We start from the raw sequence: 20,651 nt of genomic DNA on the forward strand, positions 1-20,651 counted from the left end.
GATCCGTGATCACATCTCGGAACAGCCACCGGAGAAAGCAGCGGATCTGTATTACGGCCTCATCGCACGCGGAGACGACGCCTACGCAAACCGGGCGTTCCCGGTCATCGCACACCATCCCGACGAGAAAGCCCTCCACGCACTGCTTCTGTGTCTCTGGTACGACGATCCCGACCTCGTCCCACAGGCCCTCGAGGTTCTCCGTTCGCTCCTCGAGACGAAACCGGCCTTCACCGAGAACGATCAGGGGTTCGACCAACGAAAAGTCCTCCGCGAAATAGGCAACCGGATCGACTCCTCGGAGCATCCGGAAATTCGCATCGCGGCTATCGAAACCCTGGCGGACCTCGAGCCGGCTGATCCGTCGCTGGTCGATCGCGACCACCTCATCGAGACGATCGAATCAGCGCTCGACGACCCCGACGAGGACGTTCGGCAAGCCGCCGGGGACGCACTGGATCGACTCGAGTGACGTCAAGTCCGCGGTCAATACAACGAGACGCCGGACCGGGTCGTACTCGCTCGTGACACCCGGTCCGTCGTGACGCTTACAGGTAGCCTTCGTCGGCCAGCCGCTCGATGCCTTCCGTCAGTCGCTCTTCGCTCGCGGCGTAGGAGATCCGCGCGTATCCCGGCGTTCCGAACGCGCTTCCGGGGACCGTAGCGACGTGGGCGTCCTCGAGTGCGCCCTCACACCACGCCTGATCGACCGGTCGCGGCTCGTCGCCGCTCCCGTCTTCCGAGGTGCGTAGCGCCTCGCACTCCTCGTCGACGGGCAACATCATATAGAACGCGCCCTCCGGCACCGCGACGTCCACGTCGTGGTCCTCGAGCAGGTCCACGACGAGGTCGCGGCGCTCCTCGAACGCCTCGACCATCTGCTCGACCGCCGTCTCGGTGTTCTCGAGCGCTTCGACGCCGGCGTGCTGGACGAAGTTGACCGCCGAGGAGACCGAGTGGCTGTGGAGTTTGCCGGCCTGATCGATCAGGTCCTCGGGGCCGGCGAAGTAGCCCAGCCGCCAGCCGGTCATCGAGTAGGCCTTCGAGAAGCCGTTGACCGTCACGGTGCGGTCTGCCATCCCCTCGAGCGTTCCCAGACTCGTCGGCTCGACGCCGTAAGTGATCTCCTTGTAGATCTCGTCGGAGATGACGGTGACGTCGTGTTCGACGGCCAGATCGCGGACGCCCTCGAGCGCGTCGTCGGAGTAGACCGCGCCCGTGGGGTTCGACGGCGAGTTGACGATCAGCAGTTCGGTCTCGTCCGACACCGCCTCGGCGAGGTCGTCGAGGGCGGGCTCGAGCTGGAAGTCCGACTCCGAGAGGTCGACGCGGGTCAGTTCGCCGCCGGCCATCTTGACCATCGCCTCGTAGGAGACCCACGCGGGATCGAGGAGGACGACCTCGTCGCCCTCGCCGACCAGCGCCTGGACGATCTCGTAGAGGGCCTGTTTCGCGCCCGGCGTGACGATGATCTCGTCGGTGTCGTGATCGAGGCCGTCGGCGGCCAGTTTGTCGGCGATCGCCTCCCGTAGCTCGAGGATGCCGGCCGAGGTGGTGTAGCCGGTGTGGCCGGCGTCCATCGCGTCCTTGCCCGCCCGGACGATGTTCTCGGGCGTGGGGAAGTCGGGTTCGCCGACGCTCAGGTCGACGACGTCCGCGCCCTCGTTTTCGAGTTCGGTCGCGAGCGCGGAGATGGCAAGCGTTGCGGACGGTTCGACTCGGGTCAGACGGTCGGTATATTCCATGGTCATGGGTGCTACTGTGGTTCCGGGAGTTCCGAGGCCAGATCGAGCGCGCTCTCGACGGCTTTCGCCGCGTTTTCGACGCGCTCGTGCGCCTCGGCGGCGGACATCCCCGGTCCCGTTACGCCGAGGGTCACGGGGGTATCACGCTCGAGACTGACGTCGGCCAGTCGCTGGGCGGTCGCGTCGCCGATCACCTGATCGTGATCGGTATCGCCGGTGATGATGGTCCCGACGACGGCGACGGCGTCGACTGCCTCGATGCGGGCGAGCCGGTCGGCGGCCAGCGGGGCGTCGTAGGCACCCGGGACGTGGACCGTCTCGTATACCTCGGCACCCGCAGCGGTGGCTGCCTCGAGGGCGTCCTGCTCCATCTGCTCGGTGATCGGCCGGTTGAACTCCGCGACCACCAGTCCGAGCGTGGTCATACGCGAGCGGTAGGGAGGACGGGTAAAAGAGGTACCGTTCTCGGGCGACGCTGACGTCTCCCACTCAGACTGACTCGAGCGCGAATCAGTCGGCGGGCGGCACATCACGGCGACCCATCACCGCGTACCTCGACGTCGCCATTGGTCGTCGAAATCCGGACACGGCGTGTTCCCTCCCCCAGCGTCAGGTCGGTCGACCCGTCGGTCGTCACGCCCGAGTCGTCGAACCCTTCGATCGAGACGTCGCCGTTGGTCGTCGTCACGCTGACGGTCGCATCGAGCGACGGCGGGGCGCGGACATCGACGGCTCCGTTCGTGGTCTCGACGTGGAGATCGCCGTCGCCGTCCCCGAGCGTGACAGCAACGTCGCCGTTGGTCGTCTCGGCCGTAATAGTCCCGTCGACCTCGGTAATGTGAACGGTCCCGTTGGTACTGTCGGCGACGACTGCCCCCTCGATGTTCGTGAGATCGATCCGTCCGTTCGTCGTCTCGGCGTGTAAGGTGCCGGTCGCGTTACGAACCGTGATGGGACCGCTTACCGTCTCCGCGCGGGCGATGCGGGTCGTCGACGGGGCCGTCACCTCGAGATCCAGTTTCGGATCGGAGCTGAACAGGAACGGCGTGTTCTCCGGATCCGCCTCGAGTTCGAGCCGGCCGTCGTCACGGCTTGCCGTAAGCGTCACCGACTCGAGGGCCCCTTCGGTCGGAGCGGTTTTGTGTCCGCGAACGTCGATTGGTTCGTCCCGATGTCCCTCGACGGAGAGGGCACCGTTGGTAGTCGTCAGCGATATCGAATCGAGGCCGTCGGGGTCGTACGTTTCCGTTACGGTAGTCGTCGCGTCGCTTCCGATCGCGATACAGCCGGAAAGCGTCGTGAGCACGCCGAGGGTGCCGGCGGCGAGGACGCGGCGTCGAGACGGGGTCCCTTGCATGGTCGGGTCGTGCAGTGCGCAGTGAATAGGTCCTCGTGTCCGGTTTCTATCGCGTATGATCTCCCCGTACGCTTTTATAATAGGACGGCAGTTCGAGTCCGGCGAACCGCGCTATCGATGGGGCGGTGTGCGTTCGCGGAGCCCGATTGAGAATGCTTAAGCGCGGCCGACGAGAACCGCCGCGCGATGACGACGCTACAGACGCCGGGACCGACACTCGGGGTCGTCGGAGGGGGACAGCTCGGCCGAATGCTCGCCGAGGCGGCGGCACCGCTCGGCGTCGAGGTGATCGTGCTCGATCCGACGCCGGACTGTCCGGCCGCGCCGGTGGCCCGGGATCAGATCGTCGCCGACTTCGACGACGAAGCGGGGGTCCGCGAACTTGCCGCGCGAGCCGACGTTCTCACGTTCGAGATCGAGCTCGCCGATCAGGACACGCTCGAGCGCGTCAGCGAGAGTTCCGGAACGCCGGTTCATCCGAAGCCGTCGACGCTGGAGACGATTCACGACAAACTCGTCCAGAAACGCGAACTCGAGCAAGCGGGCGTCCCGGTACCGCCGTTCCGCGAGGTCGAGGACGGCGACGACGTCCGGGCGGCGATCGACGACTACGGCGGGCCGGTGATGCTCAAGGCCCGCACCGGCGGCTACGACGGCCGGGGGAACGTCCCCGTCGAGTCGAAAGCCGACGCCGAGGCGGCTCTCGAATCGGTCGCCGGCCCCGCGATGGTCGAATCGTTCGTCGATTTCGAGCGCGAGATCTCGGTGATCGCCGCCAAAGGCGACGGCGAGATCGCGGTCTTCCCCATCGGGGAGAACGTCCACGAGGACGAGATCCTCCGCGAAACGATCGTCCCGGCGGGCTCGAGCGATGCCGTCCGCGAGCGGGCACACGACGTCGCGGCGGACGTCCTCGAGGTGATGGACGGTCGCGGCGTCTACGGGATCGAACTGTTCGAGACTACGGACGGCGAGGTCCTGCTTAACGAGATCGCGCCGCGGCCGCACAACTCGGGCCACTGGACGATCGAAGGCGCACGGAGCTCCCAGTTCGAGCAACACGTCCGGGCCGTCCTCGGCTGGCCGCTGGCCGCGACCGACCTTCGTTCGGCGACGGTATCGGTGAACCTGCTCGGCGACGTCGCCGACCCACAGGAGGCCCGATTACACGGCGTCGATCGGATTCTCGAGACGCCGGGTGCACACCTCCACTGGTACGGCAAACGCCAGACCCGTCCCCTGCGGAAGATGGGCCACGTGACCCTGTCGGGACGCGACGGCGAATCGACCGCGGAACTGCTCGAAACCGCACGAGAGCTCGAATCCGCAGTGACGTTTACGACCGACTCGGATCCATGACAGACACCGTCTCCGATCTGATCGATCGATTGCACGCACAGGCCGAGCAGGACCGTCCGACCGAGGAAACGCCCGACGTCGGCATCGTAATGGGCAGCGACTCGGACCTCGAGACGATGATGACCGGCGGGAGGCGACGCGGGGCCTACGACGCGTTCGTCGACGAACTCGGGTTCGCCGAGCAAACCAACTACGAGAACCCGCCCGACGAACGGTTCACGTTCGAGACCTACGTCACCTCGGCCCACCGAACGCCGGACCTGATGAGCGCCTACGCCGAGACGGCCGAGGCTCGCGGTCTCGAGGTAGTCATCGCGGGTGCAGGCGGGAAGTCCGCCGACCTGCCGAACATGACCGCCTCCATCGCGTATCCGCTGCCGGTCATCGGCGTTCCGGTACAGGAGAAGTCGGTCGACAGCGTCATCGGGATGCCGACCGGCGCGCCGCTCGTGGCGGTCGACGCGGGCAAGTCGTTCAACGCCGCGCTGTCGGCGGCCCAGATCCTCGCCCGCCAGCACGAACCGGTCCGTGATCGTCTTCTCGAGTATCACGACGGGCTTCGCGAGGGTGTCGGCACCGTCTCCCGCGAACTCCACGACGGCGGGACACCGGCGTTTCGGAACCGCGACCGGTGACCGTCCCGGCCGCCGGGAGCGTCCTGACGGGTTTCATCCCGTCACGATACCGTTTTGTTCACCCGTCATCGTTTCATATATAGTATAACGTAATTATTCACGTGAGTCAATCTCGGCTGAAAGCTCCGCTTGGCCCGTATTGAGCCGTAAAACGAACAATGAACCCTTATGTGGGTGCGGTTTGAAGTCCCGAACGTTACGGAGATGAACGATTGGATAGCTATCGGGGCGTTGGCGCTCGTAGGATTGGTGATACCGCTCGGGATGATGGCGGTATCGTATCTCCTGCGTCCGAGCGTTCCCGAAAAGAGCAAACGTGCCACCTACGAGAGTGGCGAGGTCCCGACCGGTGGGACGCGGATCCGGTTCAACATCCAGTATTACATGGTTGCGCTTCTGTTCGTCGTCTTCGATATCGAAACCGTCCTGCTGTTCCCGTGGGCGGTCGTGTATCTGGATGCCGTCGAATCGGATGCCGTCTCGCTGTTGGAAATCCTCGGACCGATGGTCGCGTTCGTTGCGGTCTTGCTCGTCGGGCTCGCGTGGGCGTGGCGCAACGGCGCAGTACAGTGGGCACAGACACCGCGTCAGGTGGAGGCCGAGAGTGATCGACCATGAGTAGCGACGAACCACGGCAAACGATCCACGACAGCACCGCACCGTCGACGGACACCCGCGACTCGAGAATCGGCGAGGGCGTCGACGATCGCTTCAACTCGAAGCTTCGGGAGGCGTTCGGCGCGTCGCCGTTTATCCTCACGAAGTTCGACGAGTTCATGAACTGGGTTCGCGGGAACTCGATGTTCATGCTACAGTTCGGTATCGCCTGCTGTAGCATCGAGATGATCCACACGTACGCGATCAAACACGACGTCGACAGGTACGGGGCCGGCGTCCCCCGTGCGTCGCCCCGTCAGGCCGACGTCATGATCGTTCCCGGGACGATCGTTTCGAAGTTCGGGCCACGCATGAAACGCGTCTACGACCAGATGCCCGAACCCAAGTTCGTCGTCGGGATGGGATCGTGTACGATCTCCGGCGGCCCCTTCCAGGAGGGGTACAACGTCGTCAAGGGAGCCGAGGAGATCATTCCCGTCGACATTCACGTTCCGGGCTGTCCGCCCCGTCCCGAAGCACTGATCTACGGCATTCTCAAGCTTCAGGAGCGGATTCGGAACGGAGAATCCTCACCCGTCGTCGTCAAACCCTACGAACTCGAGGAGTTCGGCGACCTCCCCGAGGACGAACTGGTACAGAAGTTGGCAGACGAGATCGACGAGGACGACCTCGTCATGCGATACAACTGGGCTGATTCGCCATGAGTACCGAACCCGAACTCGAATCACGGGGCGTCGACCTCACGGCGGACGACCTCGCGGCGCTGATCGGGGATCGCGCGCTCGCACGTGATGACCACCTGAACGCCCCGGGGTTCGTCGTCAACCCCGACGACGTTCAGGACGTCCTGTTTGACCTGCGCGACGAGGCCGGCTTCGATCACTGTTCGTGTGTCACCGCACAGCAGTACGAGGACCGGTACGAGACGATCTACCATCTGAAGAAGTACGCCGATCCGACCGACGAGGTCAGCATCGTCGTCCCGACGACGCGTGAGGCCCCGATCAGCGAGAGCGCTGAGCCGGTCTACCGGACCGCCGACTGGCACGAACGCGAGGCCTACGACCTCGTCGGCATCGAGTACGACGACCATCCGGACCTGCGGCGGATCCTCCTTCCCGAAACGTGGCAGGGACATCCGCTGTCGGACGACTACGATCAGGACAAACCGCAGGTCGTCACCCTCACGGAACACCAGAACCCGATCCAGCCGGACCATCGGGACCCCGAATCCGACACGATGTTCCTGAACATCGGGCCACACCACCCGGCGACCCACGGGGTTCTCCACGTCAAGACGGTACTGGACGGAGAGACGGTCGTCGACATCGACCCCGACATCGGCTACCTGCACCGCTGTGAGGAGCAGATGTGCCAGCAGGGGACCTATCGGCACCAGATCATGCCCTACCCCGACCGCTGGGACTACGTCTCCTCGGGGCTGTTAAACGAGTGGGCGTACGCGCGGGCGATCGAGGATCTCGCGGACATCGACGTCCCCGAGTACGCACAGGTCATCCGAACGATGGGCGCGGAGCTGTGTCGGATCGCCTCGCATATGCTCGCGCTCGGGACCTTCGCGCTGGACGTCTACGGCGAGTTCACCGCTATCTTCATGTACACGTTCCGTGACCGCGAAATCGTCCAGGACATCCTCGAGGATCTGACCGGCCAGCGGATGATGTTCAACTACTTCCGGGTCGGCGGGGTTGCCTGGGATCTGCCCGAACCTCGAGAGGAGTTCTTCGAGAAAACCCGCGACTTCCTCGACGAACTCCCCGCGAAGGTCGACGAGTACAACGACATGGTCACCTCGAACGAGATCTTCCAGACACGGTGTATCGACACCGGCGTGCTGGAACCCGAGGTGGCAAAACAGTACGGCTGTACGGGGCCGGTCGTCCGCGGCTCGGGTGTCGACTACGACCTCCGGCGGGACGACCCCTACGGCTACTACCCCAATCTCGAGTGGGATGTCGTCACGCGCGATGGCTGTGACAACTACGCCCGCGTGCTCTGTCGTATGGAGGAAGTCGAGGAGTCGGCCAAGATTATCGAGCAGTGTCTCGACCTGCTCGAGGACTGGCCGGAGGACGAACGCGAGGTACAGGCGAACGTCCCGCGGACGCTCAAGCCGGACGCCGACACCGAGACCTACCGTGCCGTCGAGGCCGCCAAGGGCGAACTCGGGATCTACATGCGCTCGGACGGGACCGACAAACCCGACCGGTTCAAGATCCGGAGTCCGTGCTTCTCGAACCTGCAGGCGCTCGGTGAGATGTCCGAAGGGGAGTACATCCCCGACCTGATCGCATCGCTTGGCAGCCTCGACATCGTCCTCGGGGAGGTGGATCGATGAACGCGGCCGCCGCCTATCCGCTCCAGACCGACGAGACGGTGTTGCTCCCAGAGCGGATCAGCGACGTGACCGGCCTCGGCGAGTTCGGGGTTGCGGGTGAACTGCTCGCGGCCTTTATCGCGGCCTTTATCGTCGGAAACCTGATGCTCGCGATGACCGGCGTCGCCGGGCCGTGGGCGAAACGAAAGATTACGGCCGCGTTCACGGACCGAATCGCGGTCAACCACCTCGGTCCGGGCGGTATCCTGATCATCGTCGCCGACGCGGTTCGCCTGCTCTCGAAGGAGAACATCATCCCCGAGCACGCGGATCGACCGGCCTACGATCTCGCACCGATCGTCGTCGCGGGGTCGGCCCTGCTCGGTTTCGCCGTGATTCCGATGGGGAGTGGGGTTCACCTCGCCGACCCCGAGGTCGGACTGGCGTACGTCTTTGCCATCTCCGGGATCGCTTCGATCGGCCTGGTGATGGCCGGCTACGCCTCCGGCAACAAGTACTCGATGCTCGGCGGTCTGCGTGCGGTCGCACAGAACATCGCCTACGAGATCCCGCTGGTCGTGACCGGGATGTCGGTCGTAATCTTCGCCGGCTCCCTGCAGATGAGTACGATCGTCGACGCCCAGTCCCGGACGCTGATCGATCTCGGCGTCGTCACGATTCCGCAGTGGTATGCGCTCGTTAACCCGTTCGCGTTCGTGTTGTTCCTGATCGCGAACTTCGCCGAAGTCGGCCGCAACCCCTTCGACATGCCCGAGGCACCGGCGGAACTCATCGCGGGGTACCAGACCGAGTACTCCTCGGTATATTTCGTGCTGGTCTATCTCGGCGAGTTCCTCCACATCTTCCTCGGCGGGGCGATCGTCGCGACGATCTTCCTCGGCGGTCCGGCGGGGCCGGGACCGGCCCAGCTGGGAATCGTCTGGTTCATCCTCAAGATCTGGGCGATGTTCCTGCTGACTCAGTGGCTCCGCTCGGCGATACCGCGCGTTCGAATCGATCAACTGATCGAGATCGGCTGGAAGGGACTGCTCGTCCTTTCCTTTGCTAATCTCGGACTGACCGCAGCGATCGTGGGGCTGATAGCATGATCGGACTACTCAAATCAATGGCAACGACGATGAAACACGCGCTGGACGGCTCCACCTTCACGGTGGAATACCCCAAGACCGCGCCCGACGTCTCCCCGCGGTTCCGGGGCGTCCACAAGTTCAGCCAGGAGCGGTGTATCTGGTGTCGCCAGTGTGAGAACGTCTGTCCGAACGATACGATCCAGATCGTGATGGACGACAAGCGCAACGGCGAACAGTACAACCTCCACATCGGACAGTGTATCTACTGTCGGCTCTGTGAGGAGGTCTGTCCCGTCGACGCCATCCTGCTCACGCAGAACTTCGAGTTCACCGGCGACACCAAACAGGACCTGGTCTACAACAAAGAGCAGCTGAAGTCGGTACCGTGGTACAAGGACATCGACCCGCTCGAGTCACGCGAACCCGACCGGGGTGCGTGGATCGGCGAGGGTGACGGAGACGTCGACTACCAGTAACAATGATGGATACGATCGCGTTCGCGCTGTTTGCGTTCGTGACGCTTGCCAGCGCGCTGGGTGTGGTCCTCCTTGCGGACCCGTGGCACTCGGCGCTGATGCTCGGCGTGGCGTTGTTGAGCATCGCGGTTCACTTCGTAATGCTGACGGCCGAGTTCGTCGCCATGATGCAGATCCTCGTCTACGTCGGCGGGGTGCTCGTACTCATCACGTTCGCCGTGATGCTGACGGCTCGCGAAGAGACGGACCGCGACACGGACGAGGTGGTACAGACATGACGACACGACCGAAACTTCGACTCGGGCGAACCCTGATGCCCGGCGTCCTCGCCGTTGTCCTCTTCGGGGCGATGGCGATGATCGTGCTAAACACGCAGTTCGGACCGATGACCGACGGCGGCTTTCCGACCGGGGTTTCGATCACGTCCGAACTCGGATACGCGATGTTCGATCTGACGGAGCTTCAATCGACCGAGGGGGCGCTCGGGAATACCGAGCCGTTCCTCGCCGCGTTCCTGTTGATCGCGGTCGTGCTCGATGCCGCCCTCGACGCCGCGCTCGTCCTCGCGAAACGCGAGGAGAAAGGCGAACCGGTCTCCGCGCTCGGCAGTCGCGGTACCGCCGACGAAAGCGCCGACCGGACGGCCGTCGCCGACGGCGGCGACGCAGCCGGTTCGACGGCGCACTCGAGCGACACGGACGGGGCAGGAGGTGAGTCGCGATGACTGTCGACATCACCTACTACGTGCTCCTGTCGATGGCGGTGTTCTGTATCGGACTCTTTGGCATCCTGACGCGTCGGAACGCACTGTTGTTCCTGATGTCCGTCGAACTTATGCTGAACGCGGCGAACGTCAACCTGATCGCGTTCGCGTTCTATCACGGGAACCTCTCGGGGCAGGTGTTCGCGCTGTTTACGATGGCGCTTGCCGCCGCGGAGGTCGCCGTCGGACTCGGGATCATTCTGGTGTTGTATCGCAACTTCCGTGACGTCGACGTCACGGTTCCAACGACGATGAGGTGGTAAGATGGCAGGAACAGGTGCATTCGGATACGCTCCGGCGATCGCACTGTTCCCGCTCGTGGCGTTCGTCATCGCGCTCGTCTTCGGCAAGTACATGCCGAAGAAGGGGGCGATTTCGGGCATCCTCGCGACCGGTGGCTCGCTGCTGCTGTCGATCGTGATGCTGGCGGCCGTCGCGGGCGGTGAAACGTACCACGAGACGCTGTACGTGTGGACGGCCGGCGACGCGCTGACCGAGGTCGGTTCCAACGGGATCGAATTCACGTTCGGCCTCCTGATCGACCCGCTGTCGGCGCTGATGCTGGTCATCGTCTCGCTGATCGCGTTCCTCGTTCACGTCTTCAGCCTCGGCTACATGAACGCCGAAGGGGAGACCGGGCTGCCGCGGTATTACGCCGAACTCGGTCTCTTTACGTTCAGCATGCTCGCGTTCGTCTTCGCGGACAACCTGCTGATGGCGTTTATGTTCTTCGAGCTTGTGGGACTGTGCTCGTACCTGCTGATCGGGTTCTGGTTCCGCACGAAGTCGGCGCCGTCGGCGGCAAAGAAGGCGTTTCTGGTCACCCGGTTCGGTGACTACTTCTTCCTGCTGGGTGTCGTCGCCATCGCGGCGACGTTCGGAACGGTCGCGTTCGCCGGCGACGAGTCGTTCGTCGTCGCCGCGGAAACCGCAATCGAGGAGGGCGCGACTCCGTTCGGGTTCGGCGCACAAACGTGGGTGACGATCACCGGGCTGCTCGTGCTCGGCGGCGTCGTCGGCAAGTCCGCGCAGTTCCCGCTGCACACCTGGCTGCCCGACGCCATGGAGGGTCCGACCACCGTCTCCGCGCTCATCCACGCGGCGACGATGGTCGCCGCAGGTGTCTACCTCGTCGCCCGGATGTTCGGCTACTACGCGCTCTCCCCGACCGCGCTTTCGATCATCGCCTTCGTCGGCGGCTTCACCGCGCTCTTTGCCGCGACGATGGGCGTCGTCAAAGACGACATCAAGCAGGTGCTGGCGTACTCGACGATCAGCCAGTACGGCTACATGATGCTCGGGATGGGCGTCGGCGGCTACGTCGCCGGAGTCTTCCACCTCATGAACCACGCCTTCTTCAAGGCCTTGCTGTTCCTCGGTGCCGGGGCCGTCATCGTCCTCATGCACCACGAACAGGACATGTGGGAGATGGGCGGCCTGAAATCGAAGGCACCAGTCACCTACTATACGTTCCTCGCGGGCGCGCTCGCGCTAGCTGGGATCGTCCCGTTCTCCGGCTTCTGGTCGAAAGACGAGGTGCTGTTCGACGCCCTGATCGTCGGCTTAGAGCAGCCGGTCATCCTCGCGGCCTACGCGATGGGGCTGCTGGCGGTGTTTTTCACCGGGTTCTACACCTTCCGGATGGTCTTTTTGACCTTCCACGGTGAACCGCGGTCCGAGACAGCCGAGGACCCACATCCGGTCGACTGGTCGATCAAGGCCCCGCTCGTCGTTCTCGGCCTCCTCGCGCTCCTCGCCGGAGTCGTCAACCTCGCGCCAATCGCGAAGGTGGCCGGCGCGGACATCACCTTCCTCGAGCACTGGCTCGACGGCGAGTACGGTGCGGTCGAGGGACTGACCTACCACCACTACCACGAGATGGTGGCCTTCGAGGAGGGGTACGTCGGCTCGGAGACGACCACGATGCTGTTGAGTGCGGGCCTGTCGCTCGGGCTGGCACTCAGCGGTGCGTTCGTCGCACATATGCTCTATAACGTGCCCGAACCGACCCGACACACCCGGCGGCTGGGCGGCGCGTACGACCTCCTCCGGAGCAACTACTACCAGGACGAGTATCAGGTCTGGCTCGCGAAAGGAGCCACGCTGCCGCTTGCGCGTGCCGCCGACCGGTTCGACCAGACCGTCGTCGACGGCGTCGTCAACGGCGTTTCGACGACGAGTCTCTTCGGCGGGAGCTGGATGAAACGGTTGCAGACGGGTATCGTGACGAACTACGCGGCGCTGCTTGTAACCGGGTTTATCGCCTTACTGCTCGTTCTCGGGCTGCTCGGAGGGTGGTTCCTATGATGATCGAAGCACTGATCGCGGTCGCACTGATCGGCGCGCTGGTGACGTTCATCGCGCCGAATCGCATCGCCGGAAAGCTGGCGTTTGCCATCAGTCTGATCCCGGCCGGGCTTAGCCTGTGGCTGTTTACCGCCTTCGACGGCAGCGGGAACGCCCTGCTCGATGGCACGCTCGCGTTCGAGTCGCGGGTCGAGTGGCTGCAACTGGCCGACTACTCGATCTCGTGGTTCGTCGGTCTCGACGGCATCAGCCTGCCGCTCGTGGTCCTGTCGACGATCCTCTGTACGCTCGCCATCGTGAGTTCGTGGACGCCGATCGACGAGCGCGAGTCCCAGTTCTACGGGCTCGTCCTCTTTATCGAGGCGAACCTCATCGGCGTCTTCGCGGCGCTCGATTTCTTCGTCTGGTTCATCTTCTGGGAAGCCGTGTTGATCCCGATGTACCTGCTGATCGGGATCTGGGGCGGTCCGCGTCGGAAGTACGCGGCGATCAAGTTCTTCGTCTACACGAACGTCGCGTCGCTCGTGATGTTCGGGGCGTTCGTCACGCTCGTGTTCGGACTCGGCGATTCCGTCACGAGCTTTGCCCTGCCCGAGATCGCGACCGCGATGATCAACGGCGGCCCGGAGGGCTTTGCCGGAGTCGAGGGCACGACGCTTGCTTCGGTCGTCTTCATCGCGATGTTCCTCGGGTTCGCGGTGAAGGTCCCGGTCGTCCCGTTCCACACGTGGCTGCCCGACGCCCACGTCGAGGCCCCGACCCCGGCGTCGGTGTTGCTTGCGGGCGTGTTGTTGAAGATGGGGACCTACGCCCTGTTGCGGTTCAACTTCACAATGTTCCCCGAGCAGGTCGAGACCTACGCGATCCCGATCGCGGCGATCGCGGTTATCAGCGTCATCTACGGCGCGATGCTCGCGCTGGCACAGACCGACCTGAAGCGGATCGTCGCCTACTCGTCGGTCTCGTCGATGGGGTATGTCATCCTCGGACTGGTCGCTTATACCCAGTTCGGGGTCGGCGGCGCGACCTTCCAGATGGTCTCACACGGACTCATTTCGGGGCTGATGTTCATGGCCGTCGGCGTCATCTACAACGCGACCCACACCCGGATGGTTACGGACATGTCCGGGTTGGCCGACCGGATGCCGATCGCGGTCGGCGTTCTCGTGGCCGGCGCGTTCGGCTACATGGGCCTGCCGCTGATGAGCGGCTTCTACGGCGAGTTCACCATCTTCTTCGGTGCGTTCCAGTCCGAACAGCTCGCCTACGCGCCGCTCTTTACGGCAGCCGCGATGTTCGGCATCGTTATCGTCGCGGGCTATCTGCTGTTTGCGCTACAGCGGACCGTCTTCGGACCGTATCGGCTGGAAACCGACTACGACGTTGGCCGCGCGCCGTTGCACGACATCGCGCCGATGTTCGTGTTGCTCGGGCTGATCATCGCTCTGGGCGTGGCCCCTGACCTGATATTCGAGATGATAACCGACGCAGTCGATCCGATCCTCGAGATTTCCGGAGGTGAGCTGTAATGGTGCTGTTCGAACTTTCGAGTTGGACGGCACTCGCACCGGCACTGATCCTCGCGGCGACGGCGATGGTGCTGTTTCTCGTCGATAGCATCTCGCCCCAGTCGACGAACCGGGGGCTGCTTGCCGGCACCGCGGCCACCGGCTCGCTCGCCTCGCTCGGCGTCGCCGTCTGGTTCTCCCTTGCCGGCGTCGGCACGCCGACGATGGACGGCGGTCGCGGCGTCATCGGGATCCGTGACGGTCAGTTCGTCGTCGACCAGATGGCGCTGTTCTTCATGATCGTCGTGGCGGTCGTTACCGCCCTCGTCGCGGTCGCCAGCTACGATTACCTGCAGGATCACACCTACCAGGCCGAGTACTACTCGCTCGTCATGCTCGCGGCGACCGGGATGTCGACGATGGCCGCCGCGAACAGCCTCGTGACGATCTTCATCGCGCTCGAACTCTCGAGTCTGCCGTCGTACGCGCTCGTCTCGATCCTCAAGGACAACCGCGGGAGCGTCGAGGCTGGACTGAAGTACTTCCTGCTCGGCGCGCTGTCCTCGGCGATTTTCGTCTACGGGATTTCGCTGGTTTACGGCGCGACCGGCCACCTGCAACTCGACGCGATCGCCACCGCCCTTCGCGGGGGCGAGGCCGACGGATTCGGCGGCCTGCTCGGGCTCGGCATCCTGATGCTGCTTGGCGGGTTCGCGTTCAAGACCGCGAGCGTCCCCTTCCACTTCTGGGCTCCCGAGGCCTACGAAGGGGCTCCCGCGCCGATTTCGGCGTTTCTCTCGTCGGCGTCGAAGGCCGCCGGGTTCGTGATCACGTTCCGCGTGTTTACGACCGCGTTCCCGCTCGATGTCACGACCGACATCATCGGCGTCGACTGGACGCTTGCGTTCGTCGTCCTTGCGATCGTCACGATGACGGTCGGGAACTTCGCGGCCGCGACCCAGGAGAAGGTAAAGCGGATGCTCGCCTACTCCTCGATCGGTCACGCCGGCTACGCGCTGATCGGACTCGCCGGCATCGGTCGCGGGAGCGAACTCGTGGTCGGTGCGGCGATGATGCACCTGCTGGTCTATGGCTTCATGAACACCGGCGCGTTCCTGTTCGTCGCGCTGGCCGAACACTGGGGCGTCGGACGGACGTTCGAGGACTACAACGGCCTCGCGCGACGGGCACCGGTCGCCTGTTTCGCGCTCGGGATCTTCATGTTCAGTCTCGCCGGTATCCCGCCGCTCGGGGGCTTCTGGAGCAAGTACTTCCTGTTCTTCGGCGCGCTCGAGGCCGGCATGCTGGTCGTCGCCGCCGCGCTGGTGGTCAACAGCGCACTCTCGCTGTACTACTACGCACGGCTCGTCAAGGCCGTCTGGATCGAGGAGCCGGCCGTCGAGCGCGATCCGCTCTCGCAGCCGATCGGCCTCTACGCGGCGATCGTCTTCGCTGCCGTGATGACGGTCGTCCTGCTGCCCGGCTTCGGTCCGGTCGTCGAGACGGCGATCGACGCGGCCGCCACGGTCATCGCCTGACCGGCGTCGCTGCCGTTATCGACCGATGAGTCGAACGCCGGCCCGCCCGACCCGGTAGCTTTTACCCGTCGGGGTTGCAACCCGCGACAAATGGGTTTCCGGCTCGTGCTCGGGTGCGGGACCGTCGGTCGTTCCGTCGTCGAACAGCTTTCCGGGCGCGACGGGGACGGACGGATACTCGTTATCACCGACGACGAGAACGTGGTCGAAACGCTGCGCGACGAGAGCATTCCGGCTCGAAGCGCCGATCCGACCGATCCCAGCGCGATCGAAACCGTCGAGTCGCCGGCGGTGGTTTTCGTGGCCGGCGACCGGACGGACGTCAACCGAGCCGCACTCGAGAGCGCCCGGACGCGGTTTCCCGATGCGTCGATCGTCGCCTATCTCGGGGGGAACCACTCACGGGCGGATCGGACGACCTTCGAGGAGCTCGCGGATCACGTCATCGATCCGAACGGTGCGCTCGTCGATCGAGTCCTCGACGAGTCGGCTCGGCCCACGACCGACACTGCCGTCGAACTCCGCAAGCAGCTGCGAACGATCGACGATCCGCTGGCGGTCGTGATGCACGACAACCCCGATCCCGACGCCATCGCGAGCGCGGTGGCGCTCGTCGACATCGCCGACTCCCTCGGGCTCGAGGCCGATGCCTGCTATTTCGGGGACATCTCCCATCAGGAGAACCGAGCGATGGTCAACTTGCTCGAACTCGAGTTGCGAAACCTCAGACCGGGCGACTCGCTCGAGCGGTACGGCTCGTTCGCGCTGGTCGACCACTCCAGACCCGGCGTCAACGACCAGCTTCCGGAGGAGTTGCCGATCGACATCGTCATCGATCACCATCCGCCGCGGGGACCGGTTCCGGGCGAGTTCGTCGACCTCCGGGAGCACGCCGGTGCGACCAGTACCGTCATGACCGAGTATCTCGATCGGTTTCGCCTCGCGTTCGATCCAGCGACGGCGACGGCGCTTCTGTACGGGATTCGCGTCGACACGAACGAGTTCACTCGGGAAGTATCGCCGGCGGACTTTCGCGCCGCGTCGATCCTCTGGCCCCACGTCGAGACGTCCGTGCTCGAGCAGATCGAACAGCCGTCGCTCGAGGGGGAGACGCTGGAGACGATCGCCCGGGCGATCAAAAACCGGATCCAGCGCGATTCGGTCGCCGTCGCGAGCGTCGGCCACATCGGCGACCGCGACGCGTTGCCACAGGCCGCCGACCAGCTCCTCGCGATGGAGGGGGTCGAAACGACGCTCGTGTTCGGGTTCATGGACGAAATGGCGTTTCTGTCGGCTCGGTCCCGGGCGACCGATGTCGATCTCGGCGAGACGCTTCGGAACGCGTTCGATCAGATCGGCAGCGCCGGGGGCCACGCGGACATGGCGGGTGCACAACTCGAGATCGGGGTTCTCGGCGGCGTCGATGACGAGGACGAGGTGGAGTCGATCGTCAGCGTCGTCGAAGAGGTGATCACGAACCGGTTTTTCGAGGCGATCCGGACTCGACCCGACGTTCCCGTCGGGGCCTACGCCCAGACGAGCGAGTGGCTGTTCACGCAGGCGGATGAACCCGAGCGCGAAGACGGCGAGTCGGCCTAGAACCCGCGAGGAAAGTACTTTTGCGCGCCCATCACTTTACGCCCAGTCATGGAAGAGGTTGCGTCGGACAGGAGAAAGCCCCAGGTCGAGGAGTACATGACACGCGACGTGGCGACGGTTTCACCCGACGTGACCGTCGGTACCGTCGCGACGCGGATCGCCGAGAGCGACGAACACAGCGGATTTCCCGTCTGCGAACGACGTCGCGTCGAGGGATTCATCAGCGCCCGCGACCTGTTGCTGGCCGACGACGACGACCCGATATTCAAGGTGATGACGACGGATCTGCTCGTCGCCCATCCGGAAATGAAAGTCACCGACGCCGCCCGCGTGATCCTCCGGTCGGGCATCCAGAAACTCCCCGTCGTCGACGACGCGGGCAACCTCGTGGGGATCATCTCCAACGCCGACGTCATCCGCAGCCAGATCGAGCGTGCGACTCCCGAAAAAGTGGGGAAACTGATGCGGACGCTCGAGCAGATCCACGACATCGAACTCGAGCAGGAACGTCGCACCGTTCCCCTTGCGGAACTGACGCCGACGCAAGGGCGAGTGTACGCCGACGAACTCGAGGGACGACGCTACGAACTCGAGCGCGGGTTGGCCGAACCGCTCGTCGTGATCGACAACGGCGGAACGTTCTTGCTGGCCGATGGCCACCATCGCGTCCTCGCGGCCGACCGACTTGGGATCGACGAGATGGACGCGTACGTGATCGTCATCGAGCGCGAGATCGACCTCGGGATGGCCCGCACGGCGGCGAAGGAGAACCTCGAGCGGATCGATGATATCGAGGTCGTCGACTACGCGCACCATCCGCTGGTTCAGACGACGAAACGGTTACAGTCGGGGGAGTGAACCCCTCACGAACTCGGGCTGTTCCGCCGTCGGTGGATCGCGTCCGACGAGACGGTCGCGAGCGTCGCCATCCAGACGACGGTGGCGACGAGCGCGAGAACGAGGGCCCAGTGGAACTGGATCGCAAGCGGGGAAAGCACGACGAGTGGAAGCCCGAGCGGAACGAGCAGTAGCCAGAGTATCCCGCCGAGCCACGCGGGTCCGATCCCTGCGAGTTCGACAACGGCCCACAGTGCCGCCAGCGAGACGCATACACCGAAGACGGCAAGCGACGTATCGTCGGGCTGGAAAACGCGCTGATACCGGGGTAACGTCCGCTCGTCGTTGACGTCTCGTCGCCGAAAAACCGCCACCACGAACGCGATCGCCGCCGCCACGGCAACCGAAACGGCGAGTCCGGCGACGACAAGCGCGGTCGAAGGTTGTACCTTCGGGGGCAGTCGAGCGGTCGTGAGATTTCGATTGACGTACCACACTGCGGGGAACAGCGCGGCGAAAAACGGCACGATCATCGCTCGGAGGAAATCGTTCATCTACTGCTGTCGTCGATCTCCATTTGTATAAGTATTCCCACACCTGATGGGGGTATTGAATTGAGATGATGGACATACTGTCGTTCTCCGGTCGATCAGCGGGCGAGTCGACAGGCGAATATCAGCCTCAAGAACGCTGCTTCCTGAAGTTGGTGGGCGTACTGTGAGCGTCACCGATACCGATCGAGACAGCCGATCGCTATTAGTCAGCTAAGCCAACAAGTTTAGTTTGGGCCGCGGCGTAGCCCCGATCGGCGAGGAAGTGGACGACTCCCGTTGCCTGCAACGAGAGACCGTCCGAGACGAGACAGCTTCCTCGCCGTACTCGACATTCCAATGGAGCCGAGTTCGCTCTCGGTCACTCCATTGGGGCTGGGGGATATCTCGTCAGCAGATCTTCCCCACTGGTCTGCTGACGTCGCTACGGATCACGTGTGCAGGACACGGGCCGGCTTTCGCCGGCCTTCCGAACCGACTCTATCGACTCGAGCGGAACGACGACGCTTTGTGGGAGACGATACTGTCGCAGGCCGACTCGATCTACCGATAATCGATACGTCCAGCGTCTGGTATGGACGGAACTCACACGGCCTTGTATTTCGACCGACCGTTACTCGTCTTTCAGAATATATAATATAATTCTATACTAGAATAATATAATGGTTACTTTTAATTAATCAATTCTGATCGGAACGTCTCGTATGGTAGAACAGACTACTACTCCGACGCGTCGGTCACTACTCCGGACTGCTGCGGTGGCGGGAGCGAGCGTCAGCGGTTTCGCTGCGGTCGGCACGGCGTCGTCAGCTCCCGACTGGGTCGGCACCACAGCAGCGTATCGCGTCGAAGCCTCCGGTGACGACAGAGCAACAGCCGTCAAAGAATACGACGTCGAGGTCGTCGGAAAGAGACGATCCGATCTGATCGTCGAAACCGAGACCCGTGACGGGGGTGAACGCGGGCGGTTCGCAGTGCCAGTTTCCGTCGTCGAACAACAGGTTCGGGGTGAAACCACCCGTACTGGACTCGGGACCGAGTTCGTGCGAAACGCCGATGCAGACGACGTCAGCACCGTCACGGGATCGGTTTCCGGGGGCTGGATCGAGTTCCTCCGCTCCCGGAAGGAGGTGGACGGCGAGACGCTGCTCGAACTCGAAATCGATCTTCTCAAGCGGGAGGACCGCCAGAGCAGCGCTGGTCGCGCCGTCGTCCTCCTGCCACAGATTATTCCCCCGGATAGCCGGACCGCCCTCGCCGCCAACGAGGCCGAGCGGTCGACGGAAGCCGTTGACGCTGAATCCGCCACAACCAAGGACGTCAAGCAGTACGGCCACTCCACGCTGATCACGAAAGACAACCAGCCGGCGAACATCACGACGTCCAAAACGGAACTCTCGTGTTGGGGGAAGTGGGACGGCAATACGTACACGGACGTCGGCGGCGACGTCGACGTTTCGACGTCGATCAACTGGTCGAAGACGGGCGAAAACGAGCGCGAAAACCCCAGCGCCGACTCGTACTCGATCGACGTCGACTTCTACGGGAACTTCCCGGCCGGCGCGTACACCGACTGGAAGAACCGCCACCAGCACACCCACTTCTTCGACGACGGCGACAACCACGATCCGAACCTCTTCGGGAAACTGCAACGCCGCATCCCGTCCCAGAGCTGGGAACTGCACAAAACCAACCACTGGAACGAAGAAAACTACGACTTCGGTGAGCGACTCATCGGCAAGTGGTACATAATCTGAGCGGACGCTCGGGCGGGGTTTCGATCCCCGCGACAGGGATTCGGGAATACCGCCGACTCGTCCTCGAGACGGCGGCGGGGACGGGAGGGGGCTGGAAGCCGCGTGAGGTCGTCACGACCGGACGATCCCGCGGTCGATCATCCGACACGAATACTCGCGGGCCAGCGCACTG

General features: G+C 63.9%; 21 protein-coding genes. 17 read left to right on the forward strand and 4 right to left on the reverse strand.

The features are described 5' to 3' along the window. A partial coding sequence (locus TX80_RS11045) for a HEAT repeat domain-containing protein (protein ID WP_049923141.1) occupies nucleotides 1-472 on the forward strand: 472 nt, incomplete at its 5' end. A gap of 76 nt (nucleotides 473-548) precedes the next feature. Here the strand turns inward: TX80_RS11045 and TX80_RS11050 are convergent. The 3 genes from TX80_RS11050 to TX80_RS11060 form a co-directional block, all read right to left on the reverse strand. Next, entirely contained in the window at nucleotides 549-1,751 is a 1,203-nt protein-coding gene (locus tag TX80_RS11050; protein WP_049923142.1) for a pyridoxal phosphate-dependent aminotransferase, read from the reverse strand. A 5-nt stretch (nucleotides 1,752-1,756) separates the two neighbouring features. Beyond that, nucleotides 1,757-2,170 carry a 6,7-dimethyl-8-ribityllumazine synthase gene (ribH, locus tag TX80_RS11055; RefSeq protein ID WP_049923143.1) on the reverse strand — a complete coding sequence of 138 codons (414 nt, stop codon included), beginning with the start codon at nucleotides 2,168-2,170 and terminating at the stop codon, nucleotides 1,757-1,759. A gap of 104 nt (nucleotides 2,171-2,274) precedes the next feature. Next, nucleotides 2,275-3,102: a DUF4097 family beta strand repeat-containing protein gene (locus TX80_RS11060; protein WP_049923144.1), complete on the reverse strand. Its 828-nt coding sequence runs from the start codon at nucleotides 3,100-3,102 to the stop codon at nucleotides 2,275-2,277. Between the two features lie 186 nt (nucleotides 3,103-3,288). On the opposite strand from TX80_RS11060, the gene TX80_RS11065 reads away from it, so the two are divergent. The 15 genes from TX80_RS11065 (at nucleotide 3,289) to TX80_RS11135 (ending at nucleotide 18,192) form a co-directional block, all read left to right on the forward strand. Then, on the forward strand, nucleotides 3,289-4,461 hold the full coding sequence (locus TX80_RS11065; RefSeq protein WP_049923145.1) for a 5-(carboxyamino)imidazole ribonucleotide synthase: 1,173 nt from the start codon (nucleotides 3,289-3,291) through the stop codon (nucleotides 4,459-4,461). After that, entirely contained in the window at nucleotides 4,458-5,096 is a 639-nt protein-coding gene (locus tag TX80_RS11070; RefSeq protein ID WP_049923146.1) for an AIR carboxylase family protein, read from the forward strand. The genes TX80_RS11065 and TX80_RS11070 overlap by 4 nt, the downstream gene beginning before the upstream one ends. A 204-nt stretch (nucleotides 5,097-5,300) precedes the next feature. Next, nucleotides 5,301-5,714 (forward strand): NADH-quinone oxidoreductase subunit A, encoded by a 414-nt coding sequence (locus TX80_RS11075; RefSeq protein WP_049923224.1) that lies wholly within the window; start codon nucleotides 5,301-5,303, stop codon nucleotides 5,712-5,714. Continuing rightward, nucleotides 5,711-6,418 (forward strand): NADH-quinone oxidoreductase subunit B, encoded by a 708-nt coding sequence (locus TX80_RS11080; RefSeq protein ID WP_049923147.1) that lies wholly within the window; start codon nucleotides 5,711-5,713, stop codon nucleotides 6,416-6,418. Before TX80_RS11075 ends, TX80_RS11080 begins: the two co-directional genes overlap by 4 nt. Continuing rightward, nucleotides 6,415-8,073, forward strand: coding sequence for an NADH-quinone oxidoreductase subunit D (locus TX80_RS11085; RefSeq protein ID WP_049923148.1), 1,659 nt, complete (start codon nucleotides 6,415-6,417; stop codon nucleotides 8,071-8,073). The genes TX80_RS11080 and TX80_RS11085 overlap by 4 nt, the downstream gene beginning before the upstream one ends. After that, nucleotides 8,070-9,161, forward strand: coding sequence for a complex I subunit 1/NuoH family protein (locus tag TX80_RS11090; protein ID WP_049923149.1), 1,092 nt, complete (start codon nucleotides 8,070-8,072; stop codon nucleotides 9,159-9,161). The genes TX80_RS11085 and TX80_RS11090 overlap by 4 nt, the downstream gene beginning before the upstream one ends. Beyond that, a complete protein-coding gene (locus tag TX80_RS11095) occupies nucleotides 9,158-9,619 on the forward strand; it encodes a NuoI/complex I 23 kDa subunit family protein (protein WP_049923150.1) in 462 nt (153 codons plus the stop codon). The genes TX80_RS11090 and TX80_RS11095 overlap by 4 nt, the downstream gene beginning before the upstream one ends. 2 nt (nucleotides 9,620-9,621) lie before the next feature. Beyond that, nucleotides 9,622-9,897, forward strand: coding sequence for an NADH-quinone oxidoreductase subunit J (locus TX80_RS11100; RefSeq protein WP_049923151.1), 276 nt, complete (start codon nucleotides 9,622-9,624; stop codon nucleotides 9,895-9,897). Beyond that, nucleotides 9,894-10,343: a hypothetical protein gene (locus TX80_RS11105; RefSeq protein ID WP_049923152.1), complete on the forward strand. Its 450-nt coding sequence runs from the start codon at nucleotides 9,894-9,896 to the stop codon at nucleotides 10,341-10,343. The genes TX80_RS11100 and TX80_RS11105 overlap by 4 nt, the downstream gene beginning before the upstream one ends. Beyond that, the gene (gene nuoK, locus TX80_RS11110) at nucleotides 10,340-10,645 is read left to right on the forward strand and encodes an NADH-quinone oxidoreductase subunit NuoK (protein WP_049923153.1); all 306 of its coding nucleotides are present in this window, start codon (nucleotides 10,340-10,342) and stop codon (nucleotides 10,643-10,645) included. Before TX80_RS11105 ends, nuoK begins: the two co-directional genes overlap by 4 nt. Before the next feature lies 1 nt (nucleotide 10,646). Continuing rightward, nucleotides 10,647-12,689 (forward strand): NADH-quinone oxidoreductase subunit L, encoded by a 2,043-nt coding sequence (gene nuoL / locus TX80_RS11115; RefSeq protein WP_049923154.1) that lies wholly within the window; start codon nucleotides 10,647-10,649, stop codon nucleotides 12,687-12,689. Further along, entirely contained in the window at nucleotides 12,686-14,218 is a 1,533-nt protein-coding gene (locus tag TX80_RS11120) for a complex I subunit 4 family protein (protein WP_049923155.1), read from the forward strand. The genes nuoL and TX80_RS11120 overlap by 4 nt, the downstream gene beginning before the upstream one ends. Beyond that, complete coding sequence (locus tag TX80_RS11125; protein WP_049923156.1) at nucleotides 14,218-15,735, forward strand: NADH-quinone oxidoreductase subunit N; 1,518 nt, start codon at nucleotides 14,218-14,220, stop codon at nucleotides 15,733-15,735. The genes TX80_RS11120 and TX80_RS11125 overlap by 1 nt, the downstream gene beginning before the upstream one ends. Before the next feature lie 90 nt (nucleotides 15,736-15,825). After that, complete coding sequence (locus tag TX80_RS11130) at nucleotides 15,826-17,334, forward strand: DHH family phosphoesterase (RefSeq protein ID WP_049923157.1); 1,509 nt, start codon at nucleotides 15,826-15,828, stop codon at nucleotides 17,332-17,334. Nucleotides 17,335-17,382: 48 nt separating this feature from the next. Next, on the forward strand, nucleotides 17,383-18,192 hold the full coding sequence (locus TX80_RS11135; protein ID WP_049923158.1) for a CBS domain-containing protein: 810 nt from the start codon (nucleotides 17,383-17,385) through the stop codon (nucleotides 18,190-18,192). Nucleotides 18,193-18,197: 5 nt separating this feature from the next. Here TX80_RS11135 and TX80_RS11140 read toward each other — a convergent pair whose 3' ends face one another. Beyond that, nucleotides 18,198-18,725 (reverse strand): hypothetical protein, encoded by a 528-nt coding sequence (locus TX80_RS11140; protein ID WP_049923159.1) that lies wholly within the window; start codon nucleotides 18,723-18,725, stop codon nucleotides 18,198-18,200. A gap of 701 nt (nucleotides 18,726-19,426) precedes the next feature. Here TX80_RS11140 and TX80_RS11145 point away from each other — a divergent pair. Next, nucleotides 19,427-20,479 (forward strand): hypothetical protein, encoded by a 1,053-nt coding sequence (locus TX80_RS11145; RefSeq protein WP_154658623.1) that lies wholly within the window; start codon nucleotides 19,427-19,429, stop codon nucleotides 20,477-20,479. Nucleotides 20,480-20,651: the final 172 nt, after the last annotated feature.

The sequence above is a fragment of the Halopiger djelfimassiliensis genome, assembly GCF_000455365.1.
In the GTDB taxonomy this organism is placed as follows: domain Archaea; phylum Halobacteriota; class Halobacteria; order Halobacteriales; family Natrialbaceae; genus Halopiger_B; species Halopiger_B djelfimassiliensis.

Coding starts and splice junctions, on each gene's coding strand:
- TX80_RS11050 (WP_049923142.1), bottom strand. CDS start 1,751: ATGACCATGGAATATACCGACCGTCTGACCCGAGTCGAACCGTCCGCA.
- ribH (WP_049923143.1), bottom strand. CDS start 2,170: ATGACCACGCTCGGACTGGTGGTCGCGGAGTTCAACCGGCCGATCACC.
- TX80_RS11060 (WP_049923144.1), bottom strand. CDS start 3,102: ATGCAAGGGACCCCGTCTCGACGCCGCGTCCTCGCCGCCGGCACCCTC.
- TX80_RS11065 (WP_049923145.1), top strand. CDS start 3,289: ATGACGACGCTACAGACGCCGGGACCGACACTCGGGGTCGTCGGAGGG.
- TX80_RS11070 (WP_049923146.1), top strand. CDS start 4,458: ATGACAGACACCGTCTCCGATCTGATCGATCGATTGCACGCACAGGCC.
- TX80_RS11075 (WP_049923224.1), top strand. CDS start 5,301: ATGAACGATTGGATAGCTATCGGGGCGTTGGCGCTCGTAGGATTGGTG.
- TX80_RS11080 (WP_049923147.1), top strand. CDS start 5,711: ATGAGTAGCGACGAACCACGGCAAACGATCCACGACAGCACCGCACCG.
- TX80_RS11085 (WP_049923148.1), top strand. CDS start 6,415: ATGAGTACCGAACCCGAACTCGAATCACGGGGCGTCGACCTCACGGCG.
- TX80_RS11090 (WP_049923149.1), top strand. CDS start 8,070: ATGAACGCGGCCGCCGCCTATCCGCTCCAGACCGACGAGACGGTGTTG.
- TX80_RS11095 (WP_049923150.1), top strand. CDS start 9,158: ATGATCGGACTACTCAAATCAATGGCAACGACGATGAAACACGCGCTG.
- TX80_RS11100 (WP_049923151.1), top strand. CDS start 9,622: ATGATGGATACGATCGCGTTCGCGCTGTTTGCGTTCGTGACGCTTGCC.
- TX80_RS11105 (WP_049923152.1), top strand. CDS start 9,894: ATGACGACACGACCGAAACTTCGACTCGGGCGAACCCTGATGCCCGGC.
- nuoK (WP_049923153.1), top strand. CDS start 10,340: ATGACTGTCGACATCACCTACTACGTGCTCCTGTCGATGGCGGTGTTC.
- nuoL (WP_049923154.1), top strand. CDS start 10,647: ATGGCAGGAACAGGTGCATTCGGATACGCTCCGGCGATCGCACTGTTC.
- TX80_RS11120 (WP_049923155.1), top strand. CDS start 12,686: ATGATGATCGAAGCACTGATCGCGGTCGCACTGATCGGCGCGCTGGTG.
- TX80_RS11125 (WP_049923156.1), top strand. CDS start 14,218: ATGGTGCTGTTCGAACTTTCGAGTTGGACGGCACTCGCACCGGCACTG.
- TX80_RS11130 (WP_049923157.1), top strand. CDS start 15,826: ATGGGTTTCCGGCTCGTGCTCGGGTGCGGGACCGTCGGTCGTTCCGTC.
- TX80_RS11135 (WP_049923158.1), top strand. CDS start 17,383: ATGGAAGAGGTTGCGTCGGACAGGAGAAAGCCCCAGGTCGAGGAGTAC.
- TX80_RS11140 (WP_049923159.1), bottom strand. CDS start 18,725: ATGAACGATTTCCTCCGAGCGATGATCGTGCCGTTTTTCGCCGCGCTG.
- TX80_RS11145 (WP_154658623.1), top strand. CDS start 19,427: ATGGTAGAACAGACTACTACTCCGACGCGTCGGTCACTACTCCGGACT.